Here is a 14,685-nt window from a genome sequence, read left to right on the forward strand (position 1 = left end):
AGCGTCGGGGAGCTGGCAAACAAGCTGTGATCCGGCGGTGTCCGAATGGGGAAACCCACCTGGTTTACCAGGTATTGCCATCTGAATCCATAGGATGGCAAGGCGAACCCGGGGAACTGAAACATCTCAGTACCCGGAGGAAAAGAAATCAACCGAGATTCCCTAAGTAGTGGCGAGCGAACGGGGAACAGCCCTTAAGCAGGCAAGAGTCTAGTAGAACGGTCTGGAAAGTCCGGCCATAGACGGTGATAGCCCGGTATACGAAAGGGTCTTGTCTGTGAAATCGAGTAAGGCGGGGCACGTGGAACCCTGTCTGAACATGGGGGGACCATCCTCCAAGGCTAAATACTACTCACCGACCGATAGTGAACCAGTACCGTGAGGGAAAGGCGAAAAGAACCGGGGTGACCGGAGTGAAATAGAACCTGAAACCGTATGCGTACAAGCAGTGGGAGCCCTCTTCGGGGGGTGACTGCGTACCTTTTGTATAATGGGTCAGCGAGTTACTTTCAGTGGCAAGCTTAACCGAGTAGGGGAGGCGTAGCGAAAGCGAGTCTGAATAGGGCGTTAAGTCGCTGGGAGTAGACCCGAAACCGAGCGAGCTAGCCATGGCCAGGCTGAAGGTGCGGTAACACGTGCTGGAGGGCCGAACCGGGATCTGTTGAAAAAGATTCGGATGAGCTGTGGCTAGGAGTGAAAGGCTAAACAAGCTCGGAGATAGCTGGTTCTCCTCGAAAGCTATTTAGGTAGCGCCTCGTGTATCACTTCCGGGGGTAGAGCACTGTTTCGGCTAGGGGGTCGTCTAGACTTACCAAACCGATGCAAACTCCGAATACCGGAAAGTGCAGCACGGGAGACAGACGGCGGGTGATAACGTCCGTCGTCAAAAGGGAAACAACCCAGACCGCCAGCTAAGGTCCCCAAATCAGACTTAAGTGGAGAACGATGTGGGAAGGCATAGACAGCCAGGAGGTTGGCTTAGAAGCAGCCATCCTTTAAAGAAAGCGTAATAGCTCACTGGTCGAGTCGGCCTGCGCGGAAGATTTAACGGGGCTTAAAGTCTGTACCGAAGCTGCGGATGCGAGCGCAAGCTTGCGTGGTAGGGGAGCGTTCCGTAAGCCTGCGAAGGTCAACTGTAAGGTTGGCTGGAGGTATCGGAAGTGCGAATGCTGACATGAGTAACGATAATCAGGGTGAAAAACCCTGACGCCGAAAGCCCAAGGTTTCCTGCGCAACGTTAATCGGCGCAGGGTTAGTCGGCACCTAAGGCGAGGCCGAAAGGCGTAGTCGATGGAAAACCGGTTAATATTCCGGTACCAGGTGTAACTGCGATGGGGTGACGAAGAAGGCTAGGTCAGCCGGGTGTTGGACGTCCCGGTTTAAGCGAGTAGGCAGATCCTTTAGGCAAATCCGGAGGATCAATGCCGAGACGTGATGACGGTGTCTTGGTTCGCCAAGACCGAAGTGATTGATGCCAGGCTTCCAAGAAAAACCTCTAAGCTTCAGGTTACATTTGGCCGTACCAAAACCGACACAGGTGGGCGGGATGAAAATTCTAAGGCGCTTGAGAGAACTCGGGTGAAGGAACTAGGCAAAATGGTACCGTAACTTCGGGAGAAGGTACGCCCCTGGTACGTGAAGTGACTTGCTCATGGAGCGGAAGGGGGTTGCAGTGAAACGGTGGCTGCGACTGTTTAATAAAAACACAGCACTCTGCAAACTCGAAAGAGGACGTATAGGGTGTGACGCCTGCCCGGTGCCGGAAGGTTAATTGATGGGGTCAGCGCAAGCGAAGCCCTTGATCGAAGCCCCGGTAAACGGCGGCCGTAACTATAACGGTCCTAAGGTAGCGAAATTCCTTGTCGGGTAAGTTCCGACCTGCACGAATGGCGTAACGATGGCCACACTGTCTCCACCCGGGACTCAGTGAAATTGAACTTGCTGTGAAGATGCAGTGTACCCGCGGCTAGACGGAAAGACCCCGTGAACCTTTACTACAGCTTTACACTGGACTTTGAATTTGCTTGTGTAGGATAGGTGGGAGGCTGAGAAGCCGGGACGCCAGTTCCGGTGGAGCCGACCTTGAAATACCACCCTGGTGAATTTGGAGTTCTAACCCAGATCCTTGAATCAGGATCGGGGACCGTGTATGGTGGGTAGTTTGACTGGGGCGGTCTCCTCCCAAAGCGTAACGGAGGAGCACGAAGGTGCGCTCAGCACGGTCGGAAATCGTGCAGAGAGTGTAAGGGCAAAAGCGCGCTTGACTGCGAGACAGACAAGTCGAGCAGGTACGAAAGTAGGTCCTAGTGATCCGGTGGTTCTGAATGGAAGGGCCATCGCTCAACGGATAAAAGGTACTCCGGGGATAACAGGCTGATACCGCCCAAGAGTTCATATCGACGGCGGTGTTTGGCACCTCGATGTCGGCTCATCACATCCTGGGGCTGTAGCCGGTCCCAAGGGTATGGCTGTTCGCCATTTAAAGTGGTACGCGAGCTGGGTTTAGAACGTCGTGAGACAGTTCGGTCCCTATCTGCCGTGGGCGTTGGAGATTTGAGGGAAGTTGCTCCTAGTACGAGAGGACCGGAGTGAACGAACCTCTGGTGTTCCGGTTGTCACGCCAGTGGCACAGCCGGGTAGCTATGTTCGGACGGGATAACCGCTGAAAGCATCTAAGCGGGAAGCCCCTCCCAAGATGAGATCTCCCTGGGACGAAAGTCCCCTGAAGGGCCCTGGAAGACGACCAGGTTGATAGGTGGGATGTGGAAGGTCAGTAATGGCTGAAGCTAACCCATACTAATGGCCCGTGAGGCTTGACCATATAACACCCAAACCGTTTGGGTGACGACACCCAACGCCGTGTACATTGTCCGAGGAAAGAGCGAAAAACAACAGCTCACCTCATAACCCGTTTTGCCTGGTGGCCAAAGCGAGCGGGAACCACCCGATCCCATCCCGACCTCGGAAGTGAAACCGCTCAGCGCCGATGATAGTGCAGTTCCCTGTGCGAAAGTAGGTCACCGCCAGGCACCCTATCCCCTAATAAGCGCCCCGCACATCCAAAGCGGGGCGCCTATCTCTTAAAAATACCATCTTTGGATGCTCGCTCCTTTTTTCAATGGAGCGGTGATCTCCTTTTTCCATTCCTCAATGTCTCGAAGATCATGCTGGGGTAGACGTGCTGGTACGGGCGGAGGTCGTTTCCTTCGTCGTTCGCCCGGCCTACGTCGCGATCCGGAGGTGGTAATGCGTTAACGGCTTAACTAGCGCTTCATAGCCCAGTCAGATCACGATTTCTGGGTTCGGGGGCCCTCTGGTAGCGCGAAGCCAGGGCACTTTCAGGAACCTGAAAGGCACAGAGCGGAATCCAGCTGTCGGTCAACTTCGGCCCGGTCTGTTTTTCCCAGATGCGAAGCTATGGGATCAACCAAACCTCTGACCTCGGATGTCCGTCAATCGGCATCGAATCAATTCCCTGAAATATCGCGACGCTGAGTCATCCTGAAGGTGTTTCTCAATGCAGGGCAACCTATCTTTAGCCACAGTCCTCCAATTGGCCGCGTTGGCCAGGTCTTGACCTCGAACAGTTTACGGGTCTCAAACGGCTCGCCGTCGGCCAGAGATCACAAGTCTTTGGCTAATTTCCATATAACTGCCGTCAGAGCCTTGGCCTCGCGCCCGCTGTCGCGCCAGGCTTTCCGTTCACATCATTGGCGCACCACCGGATCGCGGTTCACCACGCGGAGAGCTGCAAAGTAAAAGCTGTTGGCGGGCGAGCGGCGGAGCCAAGTTGGTGTTTTTCTGCTGGCCCTTGTGTTTGCCACTGGAGGGTTCTTGAGGTTGGCCCGAGGCTCTTCTTACCTCCGCCAGTGCCGCGCCAACGCATCGTGCAAGTTCGGTACTCCCTTCGGGTTTGCAAAGAAGAAACCCTTGTACCAACCTTGAGAGGCTTCCTCCAACTCCCGTCAGAACTCCCTTAATAACTGACCAAGACTTTCGCGTCCGCCGCCTCGGCTCTGTGGTTCTCCTGTTATCGCAAGAACTGCGCCGTCGATAAAAAACCCGGTCGAAACCGGGTTTTTAGATCTGCTGATCAATGTGCAAAGAGTTGAACAGCAGCGTGCTACAGCTATTTTTCTCCTTTTAGTTGCTGTTCAACCTCCTTCTTGGTTTCCTCGTAAGCCTCGTAAGGCACGCTAGCCATCTCTCGCCCTTTCAGCAGAAGAACGCCGATAATCACGACGATAATCAAGCCAGCGATATAGAACCAGAAGTAGTCTTTCTTGGGTTGTTCCGGCTGCCCTTGCCCTGGTTGTTGTGCCATCCTGTTAACCTCCGATGGTGTTAAAAAATCCATACCGCTAAGTTATTCGAGTGCTGTGTTTGACTCGTCCCATGCAGGCTTGGAATGTCTATTACCCTACGGAATCCGCCGTGACGCAACTAAGTAAAATTCCCTACGCTAAGAAGCCGTTAGAAATTACCCGCTTAAGCCAGCTGTTCCGGCATGATGCGGTTTATGGCGATGTAAATCCACTCCTCGTTAGTCCAAGGAAGATGCTCGTAGCTTTTGCTGGGCCGTCGGGAATGGTTCAGCCAGGCGAACATGTGGTCCATCATCCAAGGAAACGGGACAGGAGGACGAATTTCCGACTTCCTTGGGACAGAACGCAGCGGTCAGATAGGATTTGAAGTGCTCTTTCACCCGTTACAATATGCCGCCGCTAAAGCCCCGTTACCTAAATTTTGCGCAACGTCTTGCGGCAATCGGCAGGCGGCCCAACAGTAGGCGCATGCTGTCCCTTTCCTGTAACGTGGGCATCTGCGACCACCTCCTGTAGCAACGCCAGTGCGTCTACTAGGACAGACGCTTGCACTCACCATTTTTCGATTTTGGAGGGCAGAGTCCAGTCGAGTGGTGTAAATCGAGGGCGAGGGGTGGAGAGGCCACCGTCGACTCCGGTAAGGTTGAGATTGCGACGTTCAACGTGACCTTGGAGGAGACGACGATGGCAGACAAGAGCATGGCATTTTTGGAGTGGCTTGGACAACAGGGCGGCGAAGATTTTTTGCGGACCTTGGCGGAGCGGGTTTTGGACCCGTTGATGGAATTTGAGGTGTCGAATCGGATTCAGGCCGAGCGCTATGAGCGGACCGAGGGGCGTCAGACCTATCGGAACGGGTACCGAGAACGGCCCTTGCATACGCGTCTTGGAACGCTGGAGTTGAAGATACCGAAGCTGCGCCAAGGCACCTATTTCCCGTCATTTCTCGAGCCGCGCCGGCTGACAGAGCAAGCTCTAACGGCGGTGATCCAGGAAGCCTGGATCGGCGGGTTGTCGACCCGCAAGGTCGACGATCTGGTGCAGGCCTTGGGGATGACGGGCATTTCCAAGAGCCAGGTATCGGCGCTCTGCCGGGACATTGACGAGCGGGTTGATTCATTCCTGAACCGATCGATCGAGGGCGACTGGCCCTACCTCTGGTTGGATGCGACCTATCTCAAAGTCCGCAAAGGCGGCTGCGTGGTCTCGGTGGCGGCCATAATGGCCGTCGGCGTCAATGCCGAGGGACGGCGGGAAATCCTGGGTATCGGTTTAGGCGATTCGGAAGCCCAGGTATTCTGGACGGAGTTCCTGCGAAGCCTTCGGCGGCGAGGGCTAGCGGGCGTCCAGTTGGTCATTTCCTAGCCCTAAGAGGGACTCAAGGCGGCCATCGAGCAGGTCTTTTCGGCGAGTTGGCAACGCTGTCGAGTCTGCTTCATGCGCAACCTGTTGGCCGGCGTGCCCAAAACTAGCCAGTCGCTGGTCGGTGCCTTGGTCCGCCAGGTGTTCGTTCAACCTACTGCGGAGAGCGCTCGAACTGCTTGGCGCGTGTCAACGCCGACTGAAAAGTGACCCCTTTTGAGGGTTTATCGCCGAAGTAAAATTGACCCCTTGAGGCCCAAAAGTTATTCGACGGCCGCTGTCTGCGGCGGGGTTGTGCCTGCCTTGCGCTTGTCCTTCAATCGGTAACTGTCGCCGGTGATTTGCACGATGTGGGCGTGATGCAGGAGCCGATCCAGCATCGCGGCCGTCAGGGTCTGATCATCGGCAAAGGTGCCCGCCCACTGGGTGAACGGCAGGTTGCTGGTGAGAATCAGGCTGCCGCGCTCGTAGCGCTTGGCGACGACGTTGAAGAAGAGATTCGCTTCGTCACGTCCGAGCGGCAGATAGCCGATCTCATCGATGACCAACAGCCTGGGCGCCATCACGACCCGGTTGAAGTACTCCTTGAGACGCTCCTGGCGGTGTGCGGCGGTGAGTTGCAACATCAGATTGGCGGCGGTGACGAAGCGTGTCTTGAGGCCGGCCATCACCGCGCGGTAGGCCAAGGCGATCGCCAGATGGGTTTTACCAACCCCGCTGGGGCCGAGCAGGACGATGTTCTCGGTGCGCTCGATAAAGCTCAAACCCGCCAGTTCCTGGAGCTGGGCCCGGGGCGCTCCCAAGGAGAAAGCAAAGTCGTACTGCTCCAAAGTCTTCACGACCGGCAAGGTGGCCATCTTGAGCAAGGTCTGCCGGGTGCGTTCGGCGCGGGCCTTGGCCTCGGCGATGAGCAGTTTCTCGAGGAAGTCGGCAAAGCTCTCCTCGCGATCGGCGGCCTGCTGGGCCAGGTGGGGCCAGTCCGACCCGATCCGCTCGAGCTTCAGGCTTTGGCTGAGTTCGGTAATCCGGGCGTGCTGCAGATTCATGCCGTCACCTCCAGCAACTGGTCGTACACCGACAGGGGATGTTGCAGGCTGTCATGGGGCAAGACGCGGCCAACGTGCCGCTGGGGTGCCGGCAAGCCTTGGGGTGCCTGAACCGGCAACGGCCGCAGGGCGAGGCGCTCTTCGGCCAATCGCACCGCGGGCTGTACGCCGGTGGTGCCGTGCACCCGTTGATGCGCCACCTGATCGAGCCAGGGGCCGATCTGGGCATTGGCGGTCTCGACATCGAGTGTCAAGCCGGCGCTCTTGAGCGTGGCCGCCAGTGGCGTGATGAAGCTGGCTTTCAGGTATCCGTTGAAGCGCTCCACCTTGCCCTTGGTTTGGGCCCGGTACGGCCGGCAGACCTTGGGCCGGAAGCCATACGCCCCGGCCAGCGCGTACAGGGCCGGGTGCCAGCGGTGCCGGCCTTCACCGTAGGCGTCCCGTTCGGTGATGATGGCGCCGGCATTGTCGAACAGCACCTCTTCGGGCACCCCGCCGAAGTAGTGGAGGGCCTCGCGCAGCCCCGTCAACCAGGCCGCGCTGTCCTCGCGGTCGGAAAAGCGCACGAACGTGGCGCGACTGAACCCCAGCGTGGCCACGAAGGCTTTGAGCGGATCGCGCCCCCGCCGGATCGTCGTGAAATCGGCCTGCATCTGGCGGCCCGGTGGGGTTTCAAAGCGGACCACCGGTTCTTCCGGTCGCCGTTTGAAGGGGGCGAGATACGCCTTGAGCTGGCTGATGCCGCCTGCATAGCCCCGTTCACGAAGCTCTCGCAGCAGCACCGTGGCCGGAATCCAATGCGGACGTGCCGCCTCGATGCGTTGCTGCAGATAGGCTTTGAAGGGATCCAACTTGCAGGGGCGGGGCGCCCGCAGCCGGTACCGGGGCAACGCGCTTTCGCTGCGCAGGTACTTGCGTACCGTGTTGCGCGAGACGCCCAGCTCCCGCGCGATGGCTTTGATGCCATGGCCCTGTCGGGCCAATACTTTGATCTCCACTGACTGCTCCTGAGTCAACATTTCCGCGGCTCAAAAAAGCCGCCATTTTCCCCCAAGGGGTCAAATTTACTTCGGTGTCAGGGGTCATTTTTACATCGGCGGTGACAGGCGCGATGCGGCTAATCAGTTGCGACCGCGTTTCTCGAAAGCGGCGGAATGGATGGACGTGGCCGAGGCCGACGTGCTGGCCTATATGAATTTCCCAGTGGCCCATCGACAAAAGATCCATTCCACTAATCCCTTGGAGCGGCTCAACAAGGAGATCAAGCGACGAGCCAACGTGGTAGGCATCTTCCCGAACGAGGCTAGAATTCGCCGCCTCATCGGAGCGGTGCTGATGGAGCAGAACGAGGACTGGCTGCTACAGCACCGCTATTTGCCCCAACACACCCTCGCTGACAGCAACACGGGAGTCACCGATGTGGCATTCATTCCCGCTTAAAACAACCGACAACCTAACCAGAGTTCGACTCCGGATTTACATCACCTTGACGGACTCGGCCATTTGGAGTGCATTAACAATCCAAGACAAGGCGGAGCTGGGATATACGCGTGCCGAATCGTTTCGAGATACCGCAAGGCGTGTTCCAAGTGGTCTTCCAACGCATTCGGTTCCTCCCGGGGGTGGTCGAGCAGAAATGGCTCGCTTTATGCTTATCTGCGCTAGCCACCACTACGGTCTGTTCGTTCCGATAGCGCAAAGCGACTTCATGCAAAAACAGGGGCTGCAAGCCCCCTTCACAGGCGACAACATTAGGCTGATCAAGCGCCCATCCAGGGACGAGGCCGCCTCATCGGCAGAGGTATCGTCCTTAGCGACCAAGGTTCTCATGAGAGGGTGAAACGGTTTGGGTACCAACGGCGCCGCATATCGGAAATCCACTCGAACCGCGTTTCGTCCTGGAACATGCCTCGGATAGGGCTGATGCCTTCGAACTCTTGGACGAGTTCGGCCAGAGGCTCGGGGAGGTTTTTTCCACTCATCCTGAGCCGCCAAGAACTTAGTGAAGCTGCCGATGTCATTTTTAAATAAGGCAAGCGTCCCCTCCTTAACGGATGGGATTTTCGAACGTCAATATGACAAGGCGATAAGCTGATGAAAAAGCTGGTTGCCCTTAGCCTAGTTTGGCTCGCACTCGCTTTCGGCGGCTGCCAGAACGAGACGACGCCGAGCAGTCCCGGCGGTTCACCATCGGAGCCACAGCGTGGGCAAGCCCCGGACGAGCCTTAGCCCGCTACATCGATGCATTTACCATAAGGCCGGAATTCGCCACATTGATCTGCTCTGAGCGGGTCTTTTTTGTAAAGCATTCAGAAGGACTTAACTGGATTGAACGAAACTACCCGTGTCCTTCGGCCAGCGGACAAAATGCGCTTTGGGTCTCAACCAAGTATCGGTGTGATCCCGCAGTAAAAGCTTTACCCAATTCCGTTGTCAATTCGGCTGTTCCCCGATACTGGTCGGCTGCCGATGCCGACGTCAATTTCTACTGGCTGAGCGAAACCTGCGGGGCAACGGTATCGCCTCCTAAACCTAGCTTGCGAGTCCTGTTCCTGAAACCGTCATTAGCCGTAAAGACCTCACCAACTATGGCCGGACGCCTTTTCCAAGCGCTTACAACTCCGCCTCACCAGACTCAAGGACGTCTAAAAAGGCCGTTTACGATTGAACCCGGCTTAACGGTGCAGTTCGCTGGAATGAGTGCTGTCACATGCCGGCCGAGACGACCAAGTAAATTAACAAGGTCCTCGGCGTTGAGCCTGGCGAAGCGATTTCTTACTCTTGGACGCTCGCTGAGTCCTTTACCGCGCTACCCCGAAGGGGACGTGCCGAATTTCAGCCAAACGCTGTTGCCGACCTATATCACCAACGAAAGGAATCCGAACGTAAGCAGCGTTTTATGCCCTTGCCGGCCGACGCTTAACGCCGAGAATAAGTAATAATCGTGATAGTCGTAGAGTTCCAAATCGTGTTCAACTGTAAAGGAACTGGGTATACGCTCGAGTTCGAGCGCCTTTCGGAAGTGATCTTCCTTGGTCGGATTTTTCAAGAGCATGAGCTCGGCGATAATCAGGGCGACGCCTAAAGCGAAACGCCGTAACTGCTGTTTTTCGGTGCCAAAACGCGTTAGTGTGCCGCATTTTCGGCACTTGAAAAGCTTTTCGTAGTTTCGATGGCCGCATGCTTTGCATTCTACGAGGGACATACTCTCAATACCTAAAACCAAACCAACAGCAAGATTCATCCCCCTGAGAGGGATGCCAGCAAAATTCCGCGAAGCTCTGCGGAGGCTGGGGTGTGCGAGTTTAGCAGGAATGTGAACGCTATGGGGCGCTGGAGGTTATCCGTGGCCGCGTAGAACCCTCTGCGTATGCAGCCGGGCGCACGATATGTTTGGTGACAATAAAAGCAGGTTGTTTAGCTCGCCGGTGATCTTCGCTTTCCGGCCGCTAAACAAATAGTCAATGTATAAGCGGCTACTTGAAAAGCTGCCGCATGATGAGATCGCCGGGATTTCTCTCGTTTAGATTGGAGGCCGGCGGCCCATCAGGAAAAAGACTAACGCCAGGATTAAGCCGACAACGAACAGTATCCAGGCAATGTTGACCGCTGTGCCGGCAATTCCGCTGAATCCAAGAAGTGCGGCGATGATGGCGATGACGAGAAAGGTTACTGCCCAACCGATCATGGCGTATCCTCCTTTAGGTTGGATTTGGTGCACTTCTCCGGATGATTGAAGCGCTAGGTAAAAAATAAGACAACCGCAGCCGGCGTTTTACTTCACCGAGATCATTCCGATTCGAGTAAATCGAGCTGCAGTCCTGGCCTGGACGCGCCGGTTCTCAGAGATGCCCAGGAAAATATCTCGAAACATGACGTAGTTCACGGCCATCCAAAAGCCCTGGATGAGAGGAATGAGCGGATACAGGTCCAGCGCCATGGCAGCCGACACGCTCGCGAAGGAAAAGCCGGCTATCACAAGAAGCGAATTCCGGTTCAGTGCCGCCCCATGTTGTCCATACACAAGTGCTCTGATAAAGCCTGCGCCGAGGCTGCGTAAAGGATAAAGAAATCCTAGGCCAACCGGCAGTACCATCGCCCACTCGATAAGGTGATTTCCGCTCTTTTCGTAAACGCGCGCGAGTGGGTTTGAAACGCTGCTTTGACTCTGAGCCTTTGCCAGTTCGGCAGTGAATGTCCGATTGTTTTCTGCGGCTCCAAGAGCTGCTTTGCTATTGGTGATGGCCATGTTTAGAGGAATGGTCACCAAAAAGACGAAAATGCCCACTTGGACGGCGAATATCACCGCATCTCGGAGCAAGGAAGCAAAGCGTGATGCCATTCCAGTCCAATCCGCCTCGTGATCCACCGTCACCGCGAGGTTGAAACCGACCGCCAGCGTCAAATATTCCGCGATGGGTTCGGCGACGTTCGCGTAGCCGCTCGCGAGGCAGCATGCGGTCATTACGGTAATCCATGCCGGCCATTTCCGTGAAACCAACTCGAGTCCCTGCTTGATCCAGTTTCTCCATGCGCCTGAAGAAGTTTGCCTGGGTTGGATCAATCCGCTCGCCATGAAGCACTCTCTCAAAAAAGTCGATGAAAACTCGGCGGCACAGTTTACACCGATCTCTGTGTGCCCTCATCGGACTACACAGGACAATTTCGCTTGGGTTTAACGGTATGCATCCTTCCTTCTAAGAATGTTTCTATAAAAGAAACATGTTGTTTCATAAATAAGCAAACCTGTTTCGGAACGGAATCACATGTAGCAGCATCGAATCACAGAAAAGCAAGAGGGCAGTTCCGTTAGTCTGGATTTTCTTTAAGAGTTGAAACCGCTCTCCGAATGTTTTTCACCGGGGAGCAGAGGATTTACACGGAGGATAGGGATATGATGATGCGCAAAAAAGCGATATCGATTTTGTTGGCCGGATTATTTTCCGGCGCTGTCTATAGTCAACAGGAACAGGGACCCTTTGTCGCGAATTTGACGGGCCAGGACGAGGTTCCGCCGGTTGAGTCCACAGTCCGAGGTGTGGGGATTTTTACACTCAATCAAGAGTCGACACAATTAACGTACCACCTCATCGTGAACCAGTTGCAACAAGCCGCCGAAGATGGGACAAGACTGACCCAAGCCCATCTGCGCTGCGGTCAGCAAGGAGTGGCTGGTCCGATAGTCGTGGACTTGCTGGGAGCGGTCAGAGGAGGCGTGGCGCCACCGCTCGAGGTCCGGGCAGTTTTGTCGGACGCCAATATTATTCAGGAGCCGGATCCAAACGCCGACAACCAGACCTGCGCCGACGTACTCGGTACCCCGATCACGACCTTGGCTGAGCTCGTTCAGGCGATAGAGGCTGGGAATGTCTATGTGAACGTGCACTCGGAGCAAAATCCTACTGGAGAAATCCGTGGGCAACTTACTTCCATTACAGCGGGCGCGCAACCACCGGGGGAACAGCCTCCGGGTCAGCAACCGTCAGGCGAACAACCATCGGGTGAACAGCCGTCGGGTGAGCAACCAGCGGGTGAACAGGCGCCGGGCGAACAACCCGCTCAATAGCTGAGCGGAGATTGACAGGGTCGCGCGAAGCAGCATGAAAAGCGACCGTTTATCGACAAAGACCGCAATCCAATCGATTTGATCGTTAGTGAAGTCGAGCGTAAAACTCCGATTGACCTAACGACTCAAACTGAGTATCGGCCAGTGCGGAAACTGACTCTCAATTCAAACCACTAAAAAAAAGGCCTGCTTTCCGGCAGGCCTTTATTTTTGAAGCATCTCTTTGATAACGCGGGACGATTTCGCGCAAGGTCGTTTCCGAATTCAAGGCTTCAGCACGATCTTGATGCATCCATCCCGCTTGTGTTTAAACATTTCGTAGCCTACGGGCGCATCGTCGAGCGGCAACCGGTGCGTAACGATGAAGCTCGGGTCGATCTCTTCGTTTCGGATTTTCTCGAGTAGCGGTTGCAAATACCGCTGTACATGGGTTTGCCCGGTTTTGATGGTCAGCGACCGGTTCATGATTGAGCCGATGGGGAACTTGTCGATGAATCCGCCGTAAACGCCCGGAATCGAGACTGTGCCGCCGTTACGGCAAGCCAGGATGGCCTCGCGCAACGCGATAGGCCGGTCGGTCTCCAGCATCGTCGCCTGCTTTGCGCGATCATACGCATATTGGATGCCGTGTCCGTGCGCTTCCATGCCGACGGCATCGATACAAGCATCCGGTCCGCGGCCGCCGGTCATATCCATGAGCGCGTCATAGACATCGACTTCTTCATAATTGAGCGTCTCTGCCCCACCTTGTTCGCGGGCCATTCGTAGCCGTTCCTGGAAACGATCGATCGCGATGACCCGCTCGGCGCCAAGTAGATAGGCGCTCTTCACGGTCAACTGGCCTACCGGGCCGCAGCCCCAGATCGCCACGGTGTCGCCGGGTTGAATGTCGCAAGCTTCCGCCGCCATGTACGCCGTCGGGAAGATGTCGGAAAGAAACAGAACCTGCTCGTCGGTGAAGCCGTTCTCGATTTTGATCGGGCCGACATCGGCAAAGGGAATGCGTGCATATTCCGCTTGTCCCCCGGCATACCCGCCGACGAGATGGGAATAGCCGAAGATCCCCGCCGGCGAATGCCCCCACAGCTTTTCGGCCATCACCGCGTTCGGATTGGAGTTTTCACATAAGGAATACAACTGTTTCCGACAGAAGAAACAGTCGCCACAGGAGATAGGGAAGGGGACGACCACGCGATCTCCGACCTTCAGGTTCTTTATGCCGCTCCCCACATCGACGACTTCACCCATGAATTCGTGACCGAGGATATCCCCTTTTTCCATGGCAGGAATGAGACCATCGTAAAGGTGCAGGTCGGAGCCGCATATCGCGGTCGACGTGATTCGTACGATGGCATCGCGTGGGTTGAGGATTTCGGGATCGGGCACCTGCTCCACCCGAAGATGATTCTTGCCGTACCAACAATTTGCTTTCATGACCGTGTTCCTTGTTCGAATCGACGTTCTGCTGAGGGGCGATTGACGCCCAGCGGATAGGTGGATTAGGTTTGCATCAGCTCGTCGTATTTTCTCGACAAACTACGAGCCCGCCCGGAGGGCTGTCCTTTGGTGGTTGTGATCTCGCCGGTTTCCATGAGTTGCTTCAATCGACGCAAATCCACGGCGATTTGCTTCTCGGGCGTTGCGCCGAGCAGTTTCGCGATCTTGGCGCCTATGGTGCCGCCTGGCGGACGATAATCCATTTCGATCCTAACTACCATGCCGCGCCCGCCCGGTGCTCGCATGAACCGCACCGACCCCGAATGATCCACGTCTGAACCTTCGAGCGAGCGCCAGGAGATCAACTCGTTCGGCCGGTCTTCGATGATTTCCGAGTCCCATTCGACACGCATTCCGGCCAGCCCCGTTGCAACCCAATGGGTACGCCCCGGACCGATCTCCCGCACGGATTCGATGTGATTCATGATGCGCGGCAGATTCTGGATGTCGCGCCAAAACCGGTAAATGACCTCGACCGGACGGTCGATCGTGATGCTTTCCCGGAGATGAATACCGGAGGTTTTCTTTCCGGCAGTTTGGCTCAGTTGCTCGGCGCCGACGATGTCCAGGACAGTTACGCCGGCGACCGCTGCCATCGCCGCCGCGGCTCTGCCGCGTTTCGGGTTGTCCTCATCCAGGGCCGTGCCTAGTAGGGCCAGGTCCAGCGCGTCGCCCGCTACCCGAGCTTGAAGCCAGTTCGGATTTTCGGGCTGTGCGAGTATGCCGATCCCGGTTGCGAACTCGCGCAGCCCGAACAATTGCAGGATTCTCGTGTGTCCGTCTAGACCCACCAAATTGGCCACTTTCTTCGGTGCCGCAAGCTCGGCCAAGCCCAACCCGATGCTGAACCAGCCCAAGCTCTTCGCCATTCGTCTCTCGTCCATAACGC

At 56.1% G+C, this 14,685-nt stretch carries 10 protein-coding genes, 2 rRNA genes and 2 pseudogenes (1 of these 14 only partly in view); 5 read left to right on the forward strand and 9 right to left on the reverse strand.

The features are described 5' to 3' along the window. Both QEN43_RS13380 and rrf read left to right on the forward strand, forming a co-directional pair. Positions 1-2,821 (forward strand): 23S ribosomal RNA (locus tag QEN43_RS13380); it begins 73 nt to the left of the window's first position. Between the two features lie 95 nt (positions 2,822-2,916). Beyond that, a 5S ribosomal RNA gene (gene rrf, locus QEN43_RS13385) occupies positions 2,917-3,029 on the forward strand. 1,100 nt (positions 3,030-4,129) lie between these two features. Here rrf and QEN43_RS13390 read toward each other — a convergent pair. Then, a complete protein-coding gene (locus QEN43_RS13390) occupies positions 4,130-4,324 on the reverse strand; it encodes a hypothetical protein (RefSeq protein WP_036269101.1) in 195 nt (64 codons plus the stop codon). Positions 4,325-5,009: 685 nt separating this feature from the next. Here QEN43_RS13390 and QEN43_RS13395 point away from each other — a divergent pair. Further along, a pseudogene (locus tag QEN43_RS13395) lies at positions 5,010-5,897 on the forward strand (IS256 family transposase). Between the two features lie 53 nt (positions 5,898-5,950). Here the strand turns inward: QEN43_RS13395 and istB are convergent. Continuing rightward, complete coding sequence (gene istB, locus QEN43_RS13400) at positions 5,951-6,733, reverse strand: IS21-like element helper ATPase IstB (protein ID WP_317963303.1); 783 nt, start codon at positions 6,731-6,733, stop codon at positions 5,951-5,953. Beyond that, positions 6,730-7,752: an IS21 family transposase gene (istA, locus tag QEN43_RS13405; RefSeq protein ID WP_026609734.1), complete on the reverse strand. Its 1,023-nt coding sequence runs from the start codon at positions 7,750-7,752 to the stop codon at positions 6,730-6,732. The genes istB and istA overlap by 4 nt, the downstream gene beginning before the upstream one ends. Positions 7,753-7,840: 88 nt before the next feature. Here istA and QEN43_RS13410 point away from each other — a divergent pair. Then, positions 7,841-8,173: pseudogene (locus QEN43_RS13410) on the forward strand (transposase); the annotation flags it as partial. A 386-nt stretch (positions 8,174-8,559) separates the two neighbouring features. Here QEN43_RS13410 and QEN43_RS13415 read toward each other — a convergent pair. The 4 genes from QEN43_RS13415 to QEN43_RS13430 form a co-directional block, all read right to left on the reverse strand. Next, on the reverse strand, positions 8,560-8,715 hold the full coding sequence (locus QEN43_RS13415; protein WP_156912834.1) for a hypothetical protein: 156 nt from the start codon (positions 8,713-8,715) through the stop codon (positions 8,560-8,562). An 875-nt stretch (positions 8,716-9,590) separates the two neighbouring features. Then, the gene (locus tag QEN43_RS13420; protein WP_026611045.1) at positions 9,591-9,938 is read right to left on the reverse strand and encodes a zinc finger Ran-binding domain-containing protein; all 348 of its coding nucleotides are present in this window, start codon (positions 9,936-9,938) and stop codon (positions 9,591-9,593) included. Between the two features lie 318 nt (positions 9,939-10,256). After that, entirely contained in the window at positions 10,257-10,421 is a 165-nt protein-coding gene (locus QEN43_RS13425) for a DUF1328 domain-containing protein (RefSeq protein ID WP_026611044.1), read from the reverse strand. Between the two features lie 87 nt (positions 10,422-10,508). After that, positions 10,509-11,309: a hypothetical protein gene (locus tag QEN43_RS13430; RefSeq protein ID WP_317963304.1), complete on the reverse strand. Its 801-nt coding sequence runs from the start codon at positions 11,307-11,309 to the stop codon at positions 10,509-10,511. Between the two features lie 318 nt (positions 11,310-11,627). Between QEN43_RS13430 and QEN43_RS13435 the strand changes: the two genes are divergently transcribed. Continuing rightward, positions 11,628-12,299 carry a CHRD domain-containing protein gene (locus tag QEN43_RS13435; RefSeq protein ID WP_162144331.1) on the forward strand — a complete coding sequence of 224 codons (672 nt, stop codon included), beginning with the start codon at positions 11,628-11,630 and terminating at the stop codon, positions 12,297-12,299. Between the two features lie 264 nt (positions 12,300-12,563). Here QEN43_RS13435 and QEN43_RS13440 read toward each other — a convergent pair whose 3' ends face one another. Further along, on the reverse strand, positions 12,564-13,733 hold the full coding sequence (locus QEN43_RS13440; protein ID WP_026611041.1) for a zinc-dependent alcohol dehydrogenase: 1,170 nt from the start codon (positions 13,731-13,733) through the stop codon (positions 12,564-12,566). A 65-nt stretch (positions 13,734-13,798) separates the two neighbouring features. After that, positions 13,799-14,680, reverse strand: a complete 882-nt coding sequence (locus QEN43_RS13445) for an SRPBCC family protein (protein ID WP_084162185.1) — start codon at positions 14,678-14,680, stop codon at positions 13,799-13,801. Positions 14,681-14,685 lie beyond the last annotated feature (5 nt).

Origin of the sequence: Methylocaldum szegediense (genome assembly GCF_949769195.1) — a bacterium.
GTDB classification, from domain to species: Bacteria; Pseudomonadota; Gammaproteobacteria; order Methylococcales; family Methylococcaceae; genus Methylocaldum; species Methylocaldum szegediense.

What these genes read in the sequence shown, in the direction of transcription:
- QEN43_RS13390 (WP_036269101.1), bottom strand. Translation starts at nt 4,324, where the DNA reads ATGGCACAACAACCAGGGCAAGGGCAGCCGGAACAACCCAAGAAAGAC.
- istB (WP_317963303.1), bottom strand. Translation starts at nt 6,733, where the DNA reads ATGAATCTGCAGCACGCCCGGATTACCGAACTCAGCCAAAGCCTGAAG.
- istA (WP_026609734.1), bottom strand. Translation starts at nt 7,752, where the DNA reads ATGTTGACTCAGGAGCAGTCAGTGGAGATCAAAGTATTGGCCCGACAG.
- QEN43_RS13415 (WP_156912834.1), bottom strand. Translation starts at nt 8,715, where the DNA reads ATGAGTGGAAAAAACCTCCCCGAGCCTCTGGCCGAACTCGTCCAAGAG.
- QEN43_RS13420 (WP_026611045.1), bottom strand. Translation starts at nt 9,938, where the DNA reads ATGTCCCTCGTAGAATGCAAAGCATGCGGCCATCGAAACTACGAAAAG.
- QEN43_RS13425 (WP_026611044.1), bottom strand. Translation starts at nt 10,421, where the DNA reads ATGATCGGTTGGGCAGTAACCTTTCTCGTCATCGCCATCATCGCCGCA.
- QEN43_RS13430 (WP_317963304.1), bottom strand. Translation starts at nt 11,309, where the DNA reads ATGGCGAGCGGATTGATCCAACCCAGGCAAACTTCTTCAGGCGCATGG.
- QEN43_RS13435 (WP_162144331.1), top strand. Translation starts at nt 11,628, where the DNA reads ATGATGATGCGCAAAAAAGCGATATCGATTTTGTTGGCCGGATTATTT.
- QEN43_RS13440 (WP_026611041.1), bottom strand. Translation starts at nt 13,733, where the DNA reads ATGAAAGCAAATTGTTGGTACGGCAAGAATCATCTTCGGGTGGAGCAG.
- QEN43_RS13445 (WP_084162185.1), bottom strand. Translation starts at nt 14,680, where the DNA reads ATGGACGAGAGACGAATGGCGAAGAGCTTGGGCTGGTTCAGCATCGGG.